The sequence below is a fragment of the Flagellimonas lutimaris genome (assembly GCF_003581615.1).
Classification (GTDB): domain Bacteria; phylum Bacteroidota; class Bacteroidia; order Flavobacteriales; family Flavobacteriaceae; genus Flagellimonas; species Flagellimonas lutimaris.
On record NZ_QXFH01000074.1, the window covers coordinates 64,441 to 83,009 of the forward strand.

The 18,569-nt window shown below is 40.1% G+C and carries 20 protein-coding genes; 4 read left to right on the forward strand and 16 right to left on the reverse strand.

What is annotated here, in order from left to right; translation table 11 throughout:
• Positions 1–18: 18 nt before the first annotated feature.
• The 7 genes from secA to D2V08_RS12350 form a co-directional block, all read right to left on the reverse strand.
• Entirely contained in the window at positions 19–3,381 is a 3,363-nt protein-coding gene (gene secA / locus D2V08_RS12325) for a preprotein translocase subunit SecA (protein ID WP_119608471.1), read from the reverse strand.
• A gap of 134 nt (positions 3,382–3,515) precedes the next feature.
• A complete protein-coding gene (locus D2V08_RS12330; protein WP_013551418.1) occupies positions 3,516–3,740 on the reverse strand; it encodes a DUF2795 domain-containing protein in 225 nt (74 codons plus the stop codon).
• Between the two features lie 125 nt (positions 3,741–3,865).
• The gene (locus D2V08_RS12335; RefSeq protein ID WP_119608472.1) at positions 3,866–4,423 is read right to left on the reverse strand and encodes a cob(I)yrinic acid a,c-diamide adenosyltransferase; all 558 of its coding nucleotides are present in this window, start codon (positions 4,421–4,423) and stop codon (positions 3,866–3,868) included.
• Positions 4,424–4,567: 144 nt separating this feature from the next.
• Entirely contained in the window at positions 4,568–4,729 is a 162-nt protein-coding gene (locus D2V08_RS17355; RefSeq protein WP_182835536.1) for a hypothetical protein, read from the reverse strand.
• Positions 4,730–4,746: 17 nt separating this feature from the next.
• Complete coding sequence (locus D2V08_RS12340; protein WP_119608473.1) at positions 4,747–5,247, reverse strand: hypothetical protein; 501 nt, start codon at positions 5,245–5,247, stop codon at positions 4,747–4,749.
• A 2-nt stretch (positions 5,248–5,249) separates the two neighbouring features.
• Positions 5,250–7,130, reverse strand: coding sequence for an ABC-F family ATP-binding cassette domain-containing protein (locus D2V08_RS12345; protein ID WP_119608474.1), 1,881 nt, complete (start codon positions 7,128–7,130; stop codon positions 5,250–5,252).
• Positions 7,131–7,151: 21 nt separating this feature from the next.
• Complete coding sequence (locus tag D2V08_RS12350; RefSeq protein WP_119608475.1) at positions 7,152–8,318, reverse strand: lipoprotein N-acyltransferase Lnb domain-containing protein; 1,167 nt, start codon at positions 8,316–8,318, stop codon at positions 7,152–7,154.
• A gap of 101 nt (positions 8,319–8,419) precedes the next feature.
• On the opposite strand from D2V08_RS12350, the gene D2V08_RS12355 reads away from it, so the two are divergent.
• Entirely contained in the window at positions 8,420–9,145 is a 726-nt protein-coding gene (locus D2V08_RS12355) for a CDP-alcohol phosphatidyltransferase family protein (protein WP_119608476.1), read from the forward strand.
• Between the two features lie 2 nt (positions 9,146–9,147).
• Here D2V08_RS12355 and lptB read toward each other — a convergent pair whose 3' ends face one another.
• From lptB to D2V08_RS12375, 4 genes are read right to left on the reverse strand one after another with little or no spacing between them, the layout of a single operon-like run.
• A complete protein-coding gene (lptB, locus tag D2V08_RS12360; protein WP_100815923.1) occupies positions 9,148–9,888 on the reverse strand; it encodes an LPS export ABC transporter ATP-binding protein in 741 nt (246 codons plus the stop codon).
• Positions 9,889–9,945: 57 nt separating this feature from the next.
• Positions 9,946–10,296, reverse strand: a complete 351-nt coding sequence (locus tag D2V08_RS12365; RefSeq protein WP_014031644.1) for a carboxymuconolactone decarboxylase family protein — start codon at positions 10,294–10,296, stop codon at positions 9,946–9,948.
• Positions 10,286–11,128, reverse strand: coding sequence for a twin-arginine translocase subunit TatC (gene tatC, locus D2V08_RS12370; protein WP_119608477.1), 843 nt, complete (start codon positions 11,126–11,128; stop codon positions 10,286–10,288). Before tatC ends, D2V08_RS12365 begins: the two co-directional genes overlap by 11 nt.
• Entirely contained in the window at positions 11,128–12,093 is a 966-nt protein-coding gene (locus tag D2V08_RS12375) for a KpsF/GutQ family sugar-phosphate isomerase (protein WP_119608478.1), read from the reverse strand. The genes tatC and D2V08_RS12375 overlap by 1 nt, the downstream gene beginning before the upstream one ends.
• 184 nt (positions 12,094–12,277) lie before the next feature.
• On the opposite strand from D2V08_RS12375, the gene recQ reads away from it, so the two are divergent.
• Positions 12,278–14,479, forward strand: a complete 2,202-nt coding sequence (recQ, locus tag D2V08_RS12380; protein ID WP_119608479.1) for a DNA helicase RecQ — start codon at positions 12,278–12,280, stop codon at positions 14,477–14,479.
• Here recQ and D2V08_RS12385 read toward each other — a convergent pair.
• From D2V08_RS12385 to D2V08_RS12395, 3 genes are read right to left on the reverse strand one after another with little or no spacing between them, the layout of a single operon-like run.
• On the reverse strand, positions 14,476–14,787 hold the full coding sequence (locus D2V08_RS12385; RefSeq protein ID WP_119608480.1) for a CCC motif membrane protein: 312 nt from the start codon (positions 14,785–14,787) through the stop codon (positions 14,476–14,478). The two genes, recQ and D2V08_RS12385, sit on opposite strands and share 4 nt — an antisense overlap.
• A gap of 9 nt (positions 14,788–14,796) precedes the next feature.
• Positions 14,797–15,120 carry a CCC motif membrane protein gene (locus D2V08_RS12390; RefSeq protein WP_119608481.1) on the reverse strand — a complete coding sequence of 108 codons (324 nt, stop codon included), beginning with the start codon at positions 15,118–15,120 and terminating at the stop codon, positions 14,797–14,799.
• Between the two features lie 12 nt (positions 15,121–15,132).
• Positions 15,133–15,441 (reverse strand): DUF2752 domain-containing protein, encoded by a 309-nt coding sequence (locus tag D2V08_RS12395; protein WP_119608482.1) that lies wholly within the window; start codon positions 15,439–15,441, stop codon positions 15,133–15,135.
• Positions 15,442–15,525: 84 nt separating this feature from the next.
• Here D2V08_RS12395 and D2V08_RS12400 point away from each other — a divergent pair, with 84 nt between their 5' ends.
• Entirely contained in the window at positions 15,526–16,068 is a 543-nt protein-coding gene (locus tag D2V08_RS12400) for a DUF8465 domain-containing protein (protein WP_119608483.1), read from the forward strand.
• Here D2V08_RS12400 and D2V08_RS12405 read toward each other — a convergent pair.
• On the reverse strand, positions 16,065–16,586 hold the full coding sequence (locus D2V08_RS12405; protein ID WP_119608484.1) for a hypothetical protein: 522 nt from the start codon (positions 16,584–16,586) through the stop codon (positions 16,065–16,067). The genes D2V08_RS12400 and D2V08_RS12405 overlap by 4 nt on opposite strands.
• A gap of 110 nt (positions 16,587–16,696) precedes the next feature.
• Between D2V08_RS12405 and D2V08_RS12410 the strand changes: the two genes are divergently transcribed.
• Positions 16,697–17,845 carry a cysteine desulfurase family protein gene (locus D2V08_RS12410; protein ID WP_119608485.1) on the forward strand — a complete coding sequence of 383 codons (1,149 nt, stop codon included), beginning with the start codon at positions 16,697–16,699 and terminating at the stop codon, positions 17,843–17,845.
• Between the two features lie 13 nt (positions 17,846–17,858).
• Here D2V08_RS12410 and D2V08_RS12415 read toward each other — a convergent pair whose 3' ends face one another.
• Entirely contained in the window at positions 17,859–18,506 is a 648-nt protein-coding gene (locus tag D2V08_RS12415; RefSeq protein WP_119608486.1) for a hypothetical protein, read from the reverse strand.
• Between the last annotated feature and the right edge of the window lie 63 nt (positions 18,507–18,569).

Consider the following 18,569-nt stretch of genomic DNA (forward strand, 5'->3'; position numbering starts at 1 on the left):
AGTATTCTTTGGAGGATTTTAGTCGTTTACTAAAACCCATTCTCCTTTGTCTATCAGGGGCTCCGCTTGTTTATACTTGACAGTTTTGCTCTCTCCTGACATTACATTTTTAATGGTGACCCTTTCGTTTCTGCCAATTTTCGGTTTTTCACGAACAATGGTTTCCGTGACATGAGGTCGTTGCCCTTGAGTTTGACCCGCAGCCCTGTTTTGGGCGGCCAATTCGTCGCTGTTCGGAATTTCTTCTTTTGTGGTTTGAAGCTTTTCTTTTGGCTTGCGAACGCTTCTGGCTTCTTGGATTTGAGCGGTGTTCTCGGAAGGCAACTCTCCTTTGAAAAGGAAGGATATCACTTCTCGGTTTACTTTATCCAACATTTCTTTGAAAAGCTCAAAAGCCTCGAACTTATAAATTAACAATGGGTCTTTTTGTTCGTGAACGGCCAACTGCACGGATTGTTTCAACTCGTCCATTTTGCGCAAGTGCGTTTTCCAAGCATCATCAATGATGGCCAAGGTAATGTTCTTCTCAAAATCCGTAATCAATTGTTTTCCATTACTGTTGTAGGCCTTTTCTAAGTTGGTTACAACATTCAGTGATTTGATACCATCGGTAAAAGGTACTACAATGCGCTCAAACTTGTTGGCCTCATCCTCATACACCTTTTTGATGACCTGGAATGCAACAGTGGCACTACGTTCCATTTTCTGCTTATAGAACTCGTAGGCTTCGTCATTGATTTTAATGGCAATCTGCTGAAAGCTAAGTTTCTTAAATTCCTCTTCGCTTATTGGTGAGGTAATGGAGAAGTATTTGATGAGTTCGAACTCAAAGTTCTTGAAATCGTCCGCCATTTTATTGGACTCCGCAATGGCTTCACAAGTATCGTAAATCATGTTGGCGATGTCCACTTTTAAGCGTTCACCCTCCAATGCGTGTCTTCTTCTTTTGTAGATTACCTCCCGTTGGGCGTTCATTACATCATCATATTCCAACAAACGCTTACGGATACCAAAATTGTTTTCCTCAACCTTTTTCTGTGCACGTTCTATGGATTTGGTCATCATGGAATGTTGGATTACTTCACCATCTTCCAAGCCCATACGGTCCATCATTTTGGCTACACGGTCCGATCCGAACAAACGCATCAAGTTATCTTCCAAAGAAACATAGAACTGCGAGCTACCTGGGTCTCCCTGACGTCCAGAACGACCTCTCAACTGCCTGTCCACACGTCTGGAATCATGGCGCTCCGTACCTATAATGGCCAAACCACCAGCTTCCTTAACGTCTGGGGACAATTTAATATCGGTACCCCTACCTGCCATGTTGGTTGCAATGGTTACAACACCGCCTTTACCAGCTTCGGCAACAATGTCGGCCTCTTTTTTATGGAGTTTCGCGTTCAATACGTTGTGCGGAACTTTACGAACGCTCAATAATTTGGATAACAACTCCGAAATTTCAACGGATGTGGTACCAATCAATACGGGTCTTCCTGCTTGCGAAAGTTTGGTGACCTCATCTATGATGGCATTATATTTTTCACGCTTGGTCTTATAGATCAAGTCGTGTCTGTCATCACGGGCAATGGGCCTGTTGGTTGGGATTTCCATCACATCCAACTCATAAATTTCCCAGAATTCCCCTGCTTCCGTAACCGCTGTACCTGTCATACCGGACAGTTTGCTATACATTCTAAAGTAATTTTGTAGTGTTACGGTCGCAAAAGTCTGGGTCATCGCCTCGATTTTCACGTTCTCCTTGGCCTCAATGGCTTGGTGAAGACCGTCCGAGTACCTACGTCCGTCCATGATACGACCTGTCTGCTCATCTACAATCATTACCTTGTTGTCCATCACCACATATTCTACATCTTTTTCAAAAAGGGTGTAGGCTTTCAACAATTGGGTCATAGTATGTATACGCTCGCTCTTTACGGCAAAATCCTTGAAGAGTTCTTCTTTGAGCTCTGCTTCTTTTTCAATTTCCAGGTCTTGGTTCTCGATTTTGGCAATTTCGCTACCAATATCGGGCATCACAAAAAACTCTTTGTCCTGATCAGTTGAGATATAATCAACCCCTTGGTCGGTAAGTTCAATCTGGTTGTTCTTTTCATCAATTACAAACAATAGGTCCTCGTCCACTTTGGGCATTTCCCTATTGTTGTCCTGCATGTAGAAGTTTTCGGTTTTTTGAAGCAATTGCTTAACCCCTTCTTCACTCAAAAATTTGATAAGTGCTTTGTTTTTTGGCAGTCCGCGGTGAACTCGAAGCAACAAGAAACCACCTTCTTTGGTATTTCCTTCTTTGATAAGTTTTTTGGCCTCTGCCAATACGCCGGTCAAATGTTGACGTTGTTTCTGAACAATGTCAGATACCTGAGGTTTAAGTTCGTTGAACTCGTGGCGGTCACCTTCGGGAACGGGACCAGATATGATCAATGGTGTACGGGCATCATCAATAAGTACGGAATCCACCTCATCCACAATAGCATAGTGGTGCGGACGCTGTACCAAATCGTCGGGAGTGTGCGCCATGTTATCGCGCAGGTAATCAAAACCAAATTCGTTGTTGGTTCCGTAGGTGATATCGGCATTGTAGGCTGCCCTTCTTCCATCGGAATTGGGTCTGTGCTTATCTATACAATCCACAGTGAGACCGTGGAATTCAAATATGGGTGCCATCCATGTACTATCCCTTTTGGCCAAGTAATCGTTAACGGTTACCAAGTGCGCCCCTTTACCTACCAAAGCGTTAAGGTAGAGCGGGAGGGTGGCTACCAATGTTTTACCTTCACCTGTTTGCATCTCGGCAATTTTACCTTGATGCAGGGCAATACCACCGATAAGCTGCACATCGTAATGCACCATATCCCAGGTTACTTCTTTGCCTGCTGCATCCCATGAGTTTTGCCAAACAGCTTTGTCACCTTCCAAAGAAACGTAATCTTTATCACCAGAAAGTACCCTATCAAATTCGCTTGCTGTAACAGTAAGCGTTTCGTTGGCTGCAAATCGCTTGGCGGTTTCCTTTACCACGGCAAAGGCTTCGGGAAGGATGTCTTCTAATGTTTTTTCGGAGACCTTATAGGCCTCTTCGTTGAGCTTGTCGATTTCGGAGTAGATTTCTTCGTTACGATCAATGTCGTTGGAATTTTCTACTTCTTCTTTTAGTTCGGCAATCTTATCGTTGATTTCTTTGCAGTCTTCAGCTATTTTTGCTTTAAAGGCAGTAGTTTTTTGTCTCAGTTCATCATGCGATAATCCTTCTAATTGCTGCTCAAAGGATTTTATCTCATTCACCAAAGGTTGCAACGATTTTACATCCTTTTCCGATTTATCTCCTACAAATACCTTAAGTACGGAATTAATAAAACTCATGAAATATTTTTTGTATTGAATGTCAAAAGCCGTTCCATTGATGGGATTACCATGGAATTCTTTAGCTAGGCTGTCAAAATTACATAAAAAAAAGCCTCAAATGAGACTTTTTAATGTGGTTTGTTTTTTTGAATCTAATATTCATCCTCATTCCAGAGGTAGTCCTCTTCGGTGGGATAATCTGGCCAAATTTCTTCGATAGACTCGTATATCTCGCCTCCTTCTTCTTCCATCGATTGTAAATTTTCTACAACTTCCAACGGCGCTCCTGTACGAATCGCATAATCTATCAGTTCGTCTTTGGTTGCTGGCCAAGGCGCATCACTTAAATATGAAGCTAGTTCTAAAGTCCAGTACATAGTAACGGTTTGATTTTAAATTTTTTGCAAAAATAATTTTTAAACCCAATCTACCAAGTAAAAACATCATTATTTAAAAATTATTTTGTTGTTCTCAAAACAATTAGGATAAAAAAACGATTTTATCAGTCCAAGTTCTCAGGAATCCACTTGACCTCTTGAGCGTTTAAATCTTTGGACAACTTACGTGCCAGGACAAACAAATAATCGGAAAGGCGGTTAATGTAAGAGAGCACATTGTCCGGTACAGGTTCATTTTCATGGAGATATGAAATCATCCGTTCGCCACGACGACAAACCGTTCTGGCAATATGACAGTATGACACGGTGGTGTGACCTCCGGGAAGTATAAAATGTGTCATTTCTGGAAGATCTTCGTTCATCCTATCCATTTCTTGCTCCAAAAATTCAATGTCCTCCAAACTAATCCGTGGAATTTTGAGCCTGTTATCTTTTTTTGGCTCTGTTGCCAATATGGAGCCTACCGTAAAAAGTTTTTCTTGAATCAAGGCCAGTGTCTTTTTGGAATGCTCGTCCATTTTTTGATCCCGTAAAAGTCCTAAGTAGGAATTGAGTTCGTCAATAGTCCCATAACTTTCAATACGAACATGATGCTTAGGTACACGGGTGCCGGTAAACAATGCTGTAGTGCCTTTATCTCCCGTTTTGGTGTATATTTTCATATTTCTCAGTAGTCAGTAGTCAGTAGTCAGTAGTCAGTAGTCAGTAGTCAGTAGTCAGTAGTCAGTAGTCAGTAGTCAGTAGTCAGTAGTCAGTAGTCAGTAGTCAGTAGTCAGTATGCGTAACTATTGGCTATATTAATTTGCTCATTTCTCATTGTTCTTGTCATGTTGTCTTTTGCCCTCCATAAACTTTCGGGACTTCCTGCGTTTTGTGCCTTTTTTGTTTCTGAACAAAATAATCAAATAAATGAGCCCCAAAACGGCCAATACATACCAAATGGTGTTATCTGATGCTATATTTTCCATAAGCTAAAATTACCGTTTTAAATCCGAATCGTGAAATGTTCCTTGACCTGTTCCCTTCTGATGGAAATAAGTCCGCAATGGTACATATCTATACTTACCGTAACCTCCGGTAAGGCAATCAGTTGGTTCCATTGTTCCAAATTTTGATGATCAGTATAAATGGAATCAATTAAAACAAGACTGTCGTTATGCAATTTTCCTTCAGAAAGTATTTTTTGAAAAGAGGGAGCACTCAGCTTGTTTACAAAAAAAAGGTCAACCATATGTTTGTCAAACTGAATCTTAGGAAAATCTTGTTCAATCAATTCTTTGATTGTTGGTTGGTTATCTATTGAGATGCTTTTACAATTGAAATAAGCAATGGTCTTGAGCAGTACATCGACGCTTTTTTTCTTATGAAGCCTTTTTCCAAAATACAGACATTGCGTTACATACTGGAACACAAAAGGGGAGTGTACACCATGCTCGTTGGTGGATTTAGCTAAAAACTTCAGGTATGAAATAAATCGGAACCACATGTTTATCCCTCTATAACGGAAGAAAGTTCGAACCAGCGTTCCGTTTTTTTCTCGATAGCATCCGTTACTTCTTTGAGTTCAATGGAAAGGTTGGCAATTTCATCCCCATCCAATTCCGGGTCGGTGAACTTGTTTTGGAGCACAACCTTTTTTTCTTCTAACTTTTGAATGTCCTTTTCCAGTTGTTTGTATTCCTTTTGCTCCGAATAGGAAAGTTTACCGCCGCTGGTGTCCCTCCAATTATTTTCCGTTTTTTCTGATTTTTCTGAAGAAGAAGTCTTGTTTTCTCGCTCTTCGATTACTTTGCTACTCTCATAGATTCGGTAATCGGAATAGTTACCTGGAAAGTCTTCGATAACCCCTTCACCTCTGAAAACAAACAAATGGTCCACAATTTTGTCCATAAAATAACGGTCGTGCGAGACTACGATTAAACATCCTGGGAAATCCAACAGGAAGCTTTCTAGTACGTTCAGGGTAACGATATCCAAATCGTTAGTAGGTTCATCCAGAATAAGAAAATTCGGGTTTTGGATAAGTACGGTGCATAAATACAGACGTTTTCGTTCCCCACCACTCAATTTTTCAACAAAATCGTATTGCTTTTTACGATCAAAAAGGAAACGCTCCAATAATTGCTGCGCAGAAATTTGGCGTCCTTTTTTCAATGGAATGTAGTCCCCGTACTCGCGAATAACATCAATTACCTTTTGTCCTTCTTTAACAGGAATTCCCTTTTGGGTGTAGTATCCGAATTTTACAGTATCGCCTACAACTACCTTTCCGCCTTCAACATTCTCTTGTTGCGTGAGGATATTTAAAAAAGTCGATTTTCCGGTCCCGTTTTTTCCTATAATGCCTACGCGTTCACCTTTGGTGAAGTTGTAATCGAACTTGTCTAAAATGGTTTTGTCCCCATAGGATTTGGAAATATTATGAAGCTCCAAAATCTTGCTTCCGAGGCGCTCCATATTCAATTCCAACTGCACCTCATGCTCCTGGCGACGTTGGTGGGCACGAGCTTTTATTTCTGCAAAATCATCAATTCTTGATTTGGATTTTGTTGTACGAGCCTTGGGTTGTCTGCGCATCCAATCCAATTCTTTTTTGTACAACATTTTGGATTTTTGCTGTTCAACCGCTTCACGTTCCATTCGGGCATCCTTTTCATTCAAGTAATAGGAATAATTGCCCTTGTAGGTGTAGAGCTGGTTGTTGTCAAGCTCTAATATCTCGTTACACACCCTATCCAAAAAATAGCGGTCGTGGGTCACCATAAACAAGGTGATGTTTTCTTTAGCAAAGTAAGCTTCCAGCCATTCGATCATTTCAAGATCTAAATGGTTGGTGGGCTCATCCAGAATTAGCAAGTCTGGTTTGTTGAGCAAGGCATTGGCCAGAGCCAACCGTTTCTTTTGCCCCCCGGAAAGTGTACTTACCTTGGCATCGAGGTTGGAAAGCTGCAATTGAAAAAGAATCTGTTTGTATTGTGTTTCAAAATCCCAAGCATTAAGTCGGTCCATCGCCTCGAAGGCTTTTTGGTATTGGTCCGTATCTTCTGGGTTTTCTACAGCTTTTTCATAGGAGGCAATCACTTTTAGAATTTCATTGTCCGTAGTGAAAATGGTCTCTTCAACGGTCAAATTTGGGTTCAAGTCGGGTTCTTGCTCCAAAAATGAAATTTTGATACCTTTTCTGGTAGTCACTTGACCAGTCTCAGAGGTATCTTTCCCCGACATAATATTGAGGATTGATGTTTTTCCACTTCCGTTCTTGGCGATTAGTGCAATCTTTTGGTCCTTGTTGATTCCAAAGGAAATATCGGAGAAGAGCACCAACTCTCCATACGATTTTGATATATTTTCGACCGTTAATAAGTTCATGGGTGTTGTTTGTGGACCAGCCTATAATTTGGAATACTTGATCATGTACAAATATCGGATGGCCAGGGTCAAAAGTAGTGGAATAAGCACAGGAGAAAAAATCTGAACCTTAATTATCCAAAGCAAAAACATGATTGCAATCAACCCTAGGGCAGACCATAAATATTTTGGTGCCCATAATGGTACTCTATCTTGAAATACAAAAGCAAAGGCAGCTATCGTGTTTATAGGAAATGCCCATAAAATATTATAGTTGTATGGGGTAGAGGTGTGGTCGGCCGCTACCCAAAGTAGAAATAAAAAAGTTCCTGCCAACCCTGTTATAAACAATAGCGAAAAATCCAGCCAGCGACTACGCGCTTTGTGTTTATAGTCAAAATATGTGATAATGGCTGTAAAAGCCAAGAGCATCAAAAACCAAAACAAAGGGGATAGCGGAAAAAAACTTTTTTGAGAGTGTTCGCTGTAGTCCAAAATGGTTCTTTCCCTTTTTACCAATGGTTTTCCGTTCAAAGTTGTATATCGTAGTTGCTCCATGGTATAGTAAGGTAAAAACATATGCTCCTGTACGGTAGCCTTTCTATCCACCGGTGATCCAAAAGCTAGGTCAATCCCAAACATGGACCATGTGTTTACATCCATAAATTGACGTACCAATTGGCGGAACGTATATTGTTTTTCGATATGGGAGTCTTTAAAAACTATGGCGTCACCAAATTGTTCTAATAAAATATCACCTGTAATGCTGGAGCAATTGTTCAATAAAGGGTCGTACAGGTAATCTCGATTTTGAGGTAAATAGTTTTCCTCAAAAAATGCAAGGAGTTGGTTGCGTTGGTTAAAGCTGAGGTCTAAAATTTGTTCTTTAACCCATCTTTTTTCCAGTTCGTATTCGTACAAAAACGCCTCAAAGCTTCTACGGGAAAGGGAATAGATCATTTTTCCCTTGGTAAAATTCAAGTAGAAATTAGGTCGATTGAAATCAAATGTGCCATAATTGTAAACTACATCAATGCCCAAAGCAGAATCCTGTACCCGGAAGGCAGTATGTCCGAAGGCGGAGTATAGTTCATCACCTGTCGCGCAAGTGAGCAAGCTTACTTTTGAACTTTCTGTGAGTTGTGGAGCTTGGGAGAAAAGAAAGTTCCCGATGATGAAAAAAAATAAAAGATGGAGCTTTTGTCTCATTCTGATTTTTATCAGAGCAAATATCAGAATAAAAACGGCTCAGTCGACCAAGGGTAACCAACAGTTTATTTTTTCCCTTATTTTTACGAAAATCTTATTCCATGAAGTCCTATATTCCCAACTTTTTAACCTTGCTGAATGTATTAAGCGGCTGTATTGCTACGGTATTTGCGGTATTGAATCATTTAGAGTGGGCAGCACTTTTTGTGTTTATCGGGATTTTCTTTGATTTTTTTGATGGTTTGGCGGCACGTGTTTTAAATGTGCAAAGCGAGATTGGAATACAATTGGATTCCTTGGCCGATGTAATTACCAGTGGTCTTGTGCCGGGTGTAGTCATGTTTCAGTTATTGAGCATGGCGGAACGGGGCGGATGGAACCTTGGTTTTATTGGTCACGATGCGGAACTCACCTTGTTGCCTTTTGTTGGCTTCGCGATTACGTTGGCTTCCGCCTACCGATTGGCCAAGTTTAATGTGGACGAGGATCAGGTATCGTCTTTTGTTGGGCTGCCTACACCGGCAAATGCTCTTTTGATTCTATCGTTGCCTATGATTCTTCTGTACCATAACAACGAAGTTCTGAACAACATTATCCTAAACCCTTGGTTTTTGGTAATTCTGACCGTTTTGAGTTCGTATTTGTTGAATTCTCCCATTAAACTATTTGCTTTAAAGTTTAAAAACTGGAGTTTTAAGGATAACGGGATTCGCTACCTGTTTATCATCGGGAGTTTGGTATTGCTGTTAACGTTACGCTTTTTGGCGATACCTGTGATAATATTGTTTTATATTTTGGCTTCTTTATTAGTGCCTTCGGAAAAGTAGATTTAGAAATCCAATTTCTTTTTTCGTAGCTCAAAGTTTTGTCCCAAGTACACTTTTCTTACCATTTCATCCACGGCAAGTTCTTCGGGAACACCAGCTTTTAAGATGCCACCTTCGAACATTAAGTAAGAGCGTTCGGTAATGGCCAGAGTTTCCTGAACGTTGTGGTCGGTAATCAAAATACCGATGTTTTTGTTTTTCAACTGGGCAACAATTCTCTGAATATCCTCAACGGCAACGGGGTCTACCCCAGCAAAGGGTTCATCGAGCAAAATAAATTTAGGGTCGGTAGCCAATGCCCGTGCAATCTCGGTACGCCGACGTTCACCACCGGAGAGTAAGTCTCCTCGGTTTTTACGGATATGTCCCAAGCCAAATTCATCGATTAGGGACTCCATTTTCATATGTTGCTCTTTTTTGCTCAAGTTGGTGAGCTGCAACACGCTGAGAATATTTTTTTCAATACTAAGTTTTCGGAAAACCGAAGCTTCTTGTGCCAAATAGCCAATACCGTTTTGTGCCCTTTTGTACATGGGGAAGCTGGTGATGTTCATGTCATCCAGATAAATATTCCCGCCATTGGGTTTTATCAAACCAACAATCATGTAGAAAGATGTGGTTTTTCCAGCTCCATTGGGGCCTAACAGCCCAACAATTTCACCTTGGTTTACCTCTAGGGATATGCCTTTAACAACTTTTCGGCCACGGTAGGCCTTCATTATATTTTCTGCGCGTAGCTTCATAGGAATTTGCCAAAACTAAACATATTCTTTTTCTGAGGTATAGTCTTTTGGTTTTTTTTAAGCTTCACTTTCCTCCAAATCTTCCCAATACTCGTATGCACGTCGCAAATGAGGAATTACAATGGTTCCGCCCACTAAAGTGGCAATACCAAGTGTTTCCATAACCTCTTCTTTGTTGGCACCGGCTTCCTTCGAGCTTTCTAAATGGTATTTTACACAATCGTCGCAACGAAGTACCGCAGAGGCAACCAATCCTAAAAGTTCCTTGGTCTTCACGTCCAATGCACCTTCCATAAAGGCATTGGTGTCCAAATTAAAAATACGTTTTATGAGCTTGTTGTTTTCCGCTAGGAGCTTATCGTTCATCTTGGCACGATAGGCATTGAACTCTTCTACTTTATTTGGCATTGTTTCTTGCTTTCTCTTTTCTTTCTTCTTTTTTGACAACCATTCTGGAGATAAAAATGCTTACCTGATAAAGAATAAGCACTGGTATACATACAATAATTTGACTAGTTATATCCGGAGGTGTAATGATGGCGGATAGTATCAAAATAATTACCAAGGCTATTTTTCTGTATTTCTTCAGGATTTCGGGAGTTACCAATCCAACCTTGGTCAAGAAGAAAATAACAATGGGCAATTCAAACATAATCCCACAGGCGATAACGGATGCCCTTACGGTTCCAATATATGAACCAAGATCAATTTCGTTCAATACCTCTTTACTGACTTGGTATGACCCCAGAAAGTTGATGGATAATGGAGCCACAATGTAATACCCAAACAGTACCCCAAGAAAGAACAATCCTGAGGCCGTAATGATGAACCCCTTAGAATGTTTTCTTTCGTTCTCGTAAAGCCCGGGGCTGATGAATTTCCATAATTCATACAAAATATAAGGGAAGCCAAGAATAACTCCTGCCCAGATGGAGGTCCAGATGTGTGCGGAGAACTGTCCGGCCATCAATCTACTCTGAATGGTAAACGGAATTGTGTCACCACAGAATTCGGAGTCTATCCCGAAGAACTTGCCAATGTTACAGAAAAACTGATAGGTCGGGAAGTCCATGTTCTTTGGACCGAACAATATTGTATCAAAAATAAAGCCCCTGAATACAAAGGCCATACAGGCAATAATAACAACCGCTAAGGTGGAACGCACCAAGTGCCAACGTAATTCTTCCAAATGGTCCAAAAAGGACATTTCATCTGGGCTTTTTCTTTCTTTTTTAGCCATTATAGGATTCCCTCGTTTATAAGGTTATGGATATGGACCACTCCAGCATAGGTATCGCCATCAAATGCCAATAATTGGGATATGCTCTTTTCTTGCAATAGTTTTAAGGCCTTGATTGCCAATGTGTCCACGTCTATTGCCTTGGGGTTGGAGGTCATGATGTCCCTTGCGGTCAGTCCACTAATATTATCATATTTGCTCAACATTCTTCGAACGTCACCATCAGTAACAATTCCGACTACTTTTTCTTTATCCATTACTGCGGTAACGCCCAGCATTTTTTCGGATATTTCTATGATTACGTCTTTTACTTTGGCATTGATATCTACTTGTGGTTTTTGGTTGTTCACCACAATATCGGCAACACGCAAGTATAATTTTTTCCCCAAAGCTCCACCTGGATGGTATTTGGCAAAATCGGAACTGCTGAATCCTTTCAGTTCCAATAAGCATATGGCGAGTGCATCTCCCATAGCCATTTGGGCCGAAGTACTTGTCGTGGGTGCTAAATTGTTTGGGCAAGCCTCTTTTTCTACGTAAGTGTTAAGTGCAAAATCCGCCTGTTTTGCCAATACGGATTCCATATTGCCCGTAATACCGATAAGCTTGTGGTTCGCAATTTTAATTAGGGGAAGCAAAGCTTTGATTTCCGGGGTATTTCCGCTTTTGGACAAGCAGATGACCACATCATTCTGTTGGATGGTCCCCAAATCTCCATGAATGGCATCCGCAGCATGCATGAATATGGCCGGGGTTCCCGTAGAATTCAATGTTGCCACAATTTTAGAAGCAATTATGGCGCTTTTGCCCACGCCCGAAACAATAACCCTTCCGTCGGATTCTAAAATACACTGCACAGCGTGCGCAAATTGGTCATCTAACAGACCAATTAAATTAGCTATGGCCTTGCTTTCTATTTCAAGGGTCCTTTTTGCTATGGATAAAATTGACTTAGTGTCGTTCAAAGTAATTAACCGATTAACTGATTGTATTCCTAAAAGAATGTCTTATATTTAAGATTACAAAACTAATCAAACTATCTTTTACAGACTATTATGGAAGTGAGAATAGATTCTTCTGTAATTGAATGGTTAAAATAACAGCTTCAACTGCCTTTTAGGTTGCTTGTAATAAATTGAAAATGCGGAAATGAGCCTAACAAACACCGATTTGCATTCCTCGCTCAAAAAATATTTTGGTTTCTCAAAGTTTAAAGGATTGCAGGAAGATGTAATCCAGAATATTCTTAGTGGCAATGACACTTTTGTGATTATGCCCACGGGAGGTGGGAAATCCCTTTGCTATCAATTGCCCGCACTTATGAAAGAAGGAACAGCGATTGTTGTCTCTCCTTTGATTGCTTTGATGAAAAACCAAGTTGATGCCATACGGGGAATATCCGAGCAACACGGTATTGCTCATGTATTGAACTCTTCCTTGACCAAAACAGAGGTAAAGCAGGTTAAAGAGGATATTACCAATGGAGTAACCAAATTACTATATGTGGCACCGGAATCTTTAACAAAGGAGGAAAATGTAGATTTTCTTAGAAATGTAGAACTTTCCTTTGTTGCAGTGGATGAGGCCCATTGTATCTCGGAATGGGGGCACGATTTTAGACCGGAATACAGAAACCTTCGGGGAATTATTGATAGGTTGGGCGATAATATTCCAATTATTGGCCTTACCGCTACGGCCACACCCAAGGTTCAGGAGGATATTATCAAAAACTTGGGAATGACTGATGCCAAAGTATTCAAGGCATCGTTTAACCGACCCAATTTGTTCTACGAAGTACGTCCAAAAACCAAAAATGTGGATGCCGACATTATCCGTTTTGTAAAACAAAACCAAGGTAAATCAGGGATTATATATTGCTTAAGTAGAAAAAGAGTAGAGGAATTGGCCCAAGTGCTCCAGGTAAATGGGGTGAGTGCTGTTCCTTATCATGCAGGATTTGATGCCAAGACCCGTTCCAAATACCAAGACATGTTCTTGATGGAGGAGGTAGACGTGGTTGTGGCAACCATCGCTTTTGGAATGGGTATCGATAAACCCGATGTTCGATTCGTAATTCATCACGATATTCCAAAAAGTATTGAAAGTTACTACCAAGAAACCGGTCGTGCCGGGAGAGATGGAGGTGAGGGGCATTGTTTAGCCTATTACGCTTATAAGGATGTTGAAAAGTTAGAAAAATTCATGTCCGGTAAACCTGTTGCAGAGCAAGAAATTGGAAATGCTTTATTACAGGAAATCGTAGCCTATGCAGAAACATCCATGTCACGGAGAAAATTCATACTGCATTATTTTGGTGAGGATTTCGATGAGGTAAATGGAGAGGGGGCTGATATGGACGATAATGCCAGAAACCCCAAGCCCAAAGTAGAGGCCCAAGAAGATGTGGTAAAACTTTTGAGTGTGGTCATGGATACCAAAGAAAAATTCAAAACCAAAGAAATTGTCAAGGTTTTGGTGGGTAAGACCAATGCTATGATAACTTCCCATAAAACAGATGAAAAAAGCTTTTTTGGAATAGGGAAGGATAAAGACAAAGAATTTTGGATGGCCTTGACAAGACAGGTGTTGGTTGCTGGTCTACTTAAAAAAGAAATTGAGCGATACGGTATATTACATTTGACCGAATCAGGTAAAAAATACCTAGAAAGTCCTAAGTCTTTTATGATGACGAAGGACCATGTTTATTCTAAGGATGATACCGGTAATATTGTTACGCCTGAAAAATCAGGCGGGGCTGTTGCAGACGAACAATTGTTGAAGTTACTTCGGGATCTTCGAAAAAAAGAGGCGCAAAAAAGGGAGGTGCCTCCTTTTGTGGTCTTTCAAGACCCGTCTTTGGAAGACATGTCTCTTAAATATCCTATTACCATGCAAGAGCTTATCAACATTCAAGGTGTTGGTGAGGGTAAGGCAAAAAAGTACGGAAAACCGTTTGTGGAGCTTATTTCCAAATATGTGGAGGAAAACGATATTGTTAGACCGGATGACCTTGTGGTTAAAAGTACAGGAGCCAATTCTGGTTTAAAACTATATGTGATTCAAAGTGTGGACAGAAAATTGGCTTTGGATGATATTGCCTCTGCCAAAGGGTTGGAGTTGAACGATTTGATCAAAGAGATGGAGCAAATCGTCTTCAGTGGTACAAAGTTGAATATTGGTTATTGGATTGATGAGATATTGGATGAGGACCAACAAGAAGAAATCCACGACTACTTTTTGGAAGCGGATTCCGATTCTATTTCTGCTGCAATTGACGAGTTTGAGGGGGACTACGAGGATGAAGAACTTCGCCTGTACCGCTTAAAATTTATAAGTGAAGTGGCGAATTAAAATTCGCCACTCAATTCTCCTGTTGTAATCATAGCCACTATAAATCCAAAATAAAGGATAAATAACACCAAAAAAACTAAAGACAGGCCCAATCCTATATAGGATAATATTTTGCCGGTCTTCACATTGCTATAATCTGTATAATTTTCTGGATTTTGTTGGTACAGTTGGCTAGCTGTCTTTGCCTTCACCAATCCAATGATACTAAATATGACACCAAATGGACCACAGCAAAATAAGGTGCCGACAACGGAGAGTATCCCCATTGTCAACACGGTGCTTGCCCCAGGTAAGGGTTGTTGGCTCATAATATTTTTTTATTGATATTGTTCCATCATTTCATTGACTTTTTCCATATAGCCTTCCCAGCCTCCCATTTGATTGATGGACCAGAATGTATATAGTAAATAAAGGGCTCCAATGACCATACCTATGATGGCTAATATTCTCACAGTCTTTAATGTGCTGTAGTTTTTATACAAATCTGGATTTTCTGCATACGTTTTTTCATCTTTTTTTACCAAAAAGAAGGCGATTCCACCTAGAATAAGACCAGGTGCCCCTCCAAAACAACAGCAGAGAAATGATAAAATTGCCAGTATCATGGCGATAGTTACATTAGGAAGATTTTTTTGTTCCATGGTTAAAAATGTTTAGTGTATAAATTTGAATATATAATTTATTAAAATTAACGCTACAGAGGCTATGCCCAAACCGGTAATCAAACGGTTATCAACTTTTAAATTGAATATTTTGTTGCCAATGATCAAAGCAAAAAGCGGTAATATGGTATAAATGGCCGGATACATTTGAAACGCGGCCAAGAATTGACCATGTAACAATAAGTCAACCGAGCGTTGCATGCCACACCCTGGACAATCCACTCCAAGGAGTTGTTTGTTGAGGCAGGGTAACATGTAGCCCTCTAAACTAATCGCGTATATGGCTGGTAATAGGTTCATCTTAGTCTGTAGTAGCCGAAAAATACTATTATTTTTGTATTAAGGTTTAATTTTTCGCATCATTTTTTAGGACAGAAATTAATTATGGGCAAATTTTCGATTGGGGATAAGGCTGAGGTACTGGATGAGGCAATATCAGGAATCATACAAAAAGTGGATGGTGATTGTGTGACCTTGATGACAGATGATGGTTTTCCCATGAGTTATTCTGCCAATGATCTTGTACGGATTGAAGGAGATATTTCCGTCACCAATTTTGAGGTGGCCCAAGTAAAAAAAGAAAAGGAACTACCAAAGAAAAGAAAAGCCCCTGCCGTAAAACCAAAGGAACGTAATACACCCAAAATGGAGGTTGACCTTCATATTCATCAATTGGTGAAATCGAGTAAGGGAATGAGTAATTACGACATACTCAATATTCAATTGGAGACAGCAAAAAGGCAGTTGGATTTTGCCATAAGCAAACGTATTCAAAAAGTAGTGTTTATCCACGGAGTGGGTGAGGGCATCTTAAAAGAAGAGCTGCACTATTTGTTTAAAAGGTACGATAATGTAAAATTCTACGATGCCGATTACCAAAAATACGGTCTAGGAGCTACCGAGGTGTATATTTATCAGAACAGTTAGTTGGGCACATTTGTGGTTACTTCACCAAATTCGTTTATTGCCAGGTTCGTGATTCGTTCCCCACTTTTGGTAACAAAGGAAATGCCGCTTAAACTTATTGTGTGAACAAATTTGGTATTATCGTTTGGGTCAACAACTGTTTCAATAATTATTTGACCATCTTCTGCTTCAACCTCATCAATAACGATAGGTTCTGCAGGAGGAATGTCGTCACAAAAGTACCCATTATCCACGGTGTCTGAGAAAATACGATAAGTAACTTGAGATTGACTAGGCACATTGCTTTCGGTGGTAATGGTCTCTCCTGCAACACCATTATTTAGAACATTGCTTTGAAGTTCTAAGATTAGGGCTTCACTATCATTTATTTTGAACAATAAATTAGTGGATGTTGGATTGGGCGAACTGCAAAATTGCAAGGTGACACTATCAAAGTCGATGGTCTCAATTTCAAGGTCACCATCACTGCAAGAAAAGAGGATGCCCAAACAAAGAACTAAAAGGATAAATTTTCTCATGAGCCAAATTTAATGTAATTCCATTTTAATACCCCAATTCCAAGGTGTACTTTAAAAGAAATTAACTTTATTTCACGTACTTTTACACCTGTTTAAAAGTGAATTTAACAATGCAAAAAGTCTATCTGGACAACGCTGCTACAACGCAGGTAAGGAAAGAGGTAATCGAGCGAATGCAAGAGGCGCTTGCTCAACATTATGGCAATCCATCTTCTACCCATAGTTTTGGGAGGTCGGCGAAAACAGCTGTTGAACAAGCAAGGAAAACTATTGCCAAAACCTTAAATGCACAACCTTCTGAAATTATTTTTACTTCGGGGGGGACGGAAGCGGACAACATGATTTTAAGATGTGCTGTCAGAGATTTGGGGGTTGAGACCATCATTACATCCAAAATTGAGCACCACGCTGTTTTGCATACGGTCGAGGAGCTTGAAAGAGAGTACAACATCAATGTTTGGTATGTGGACTTGGATGAATTTGGCAATCCTAGCCTTGAACATTTGGAGAAATTGCTCAAAAAAGACGATTCCAAAAAATTGGTGAGCTTAATGCATGTGAACAACGAGATTGGCAATATTACCGATATCGCTGCTGTTGGTGAACTTTGTAAAGAAAACAACGCACTTTTTCATTCCGATACCGTGCAGTCCATAGGGCACTATCCTTGGGACGTACAAGGTATCAATATTGATTTTATGACAGCAGCAGCTCATAAATTTCATGGGCCCAAAGGAATCGGGTTTGCTTTTATCAGAAAGAACTCGGGATTGAAACCATTGATTGTTGGTGGGGCGCAAGAAAGAGGTTTTAGGGCAGGAACCGAGCCTTTCCATAATATTGTTGGTTTGGAAGAGGCTTTTGTGAAGGCATACGAACACTTGGAAGAAGAGACTCAAGCCGTAAAAGAGCTCAAAAAATATTTTTTGGAAAAAGTTGAGCAAGAACTCCCTGAAGCAGTTTGCAATGGACTTTCTGGCGATTTGGAAAAAAGTACTTATACCTTGATCAATATTCGCTTACCTTTTGATAAACAGAAAGCGTTGATGCTTTTATTTCATCTGGATATGAAAGGGATTGCCTGTTCCAAAGGAAGTGCCTGCCAGTCTGGAAGTGACCAAGGGTCTCATGTGCTCAACGAAATCTTATCGGGAGAGGAATTGGAAAAGCCTAGCTTACGTTTTTCTTTCTCCATGTACAACACTAAGGAAGAATTGGATTATACCGTGGAAGTCTTAAAGGAGTTTGCGAGCAGTTAGGAGTTGGTAGGTACTAGTTACGGTCTCTTCTTTTCTCTCTGTCGTAAGGAAATTTCCTAGATGCAGTTTTCATCATTTTATCGATGAGTTCCGTGGTGTTTTTACCCGTTTTTTTGGAAATTTCGTTTTCGTACTTCCAAAGTAGTTTTCCCGTTTCACCATCACTTACTTTAACTCCGATTCTACCGTAATTAGCGTTTCCACTAAAATAATCTAAAATGCTGAAATCTGTGGGTACACCTTCGGAAAGCAAAATATTAAGATTTAAGTTGCCACTGATGATTCCATCAACCTCCAATATTTTACACAATTCTTGGGTAGTGTAGGTATCAATATTATTGTAGTCAATATTATTTTGGGCTAGAACAGCGTTGGTATTATTGATATTCTGGAAATCTACATTGAATTTTTTCCGTTTTTTCCGTTTGGAAAAATAGGTCTCCAATGCATTTTGTACGGCGTAGCCTTCCTTTTTGGCCAAAACCTTTAACTCATCCCTGTCCACTGCCTTTTTTAATTCCAAATGCGCAATAAAGGGAACAATGGCCAAAACCTCGTGATTGTCCGTAAGCTCGTCAAACCTAATGTTTTCATAGATGTTCTTTTGCGCGGGTGCCATGGCGGTGGTCAAAAGAATAAAAACGAAGACAATTTTTTTCATTAATCTATTTTTAATTCAACACCTCTGGTTTTTGGCTTCAGGTTACAAAAAGTATTGGTTGAT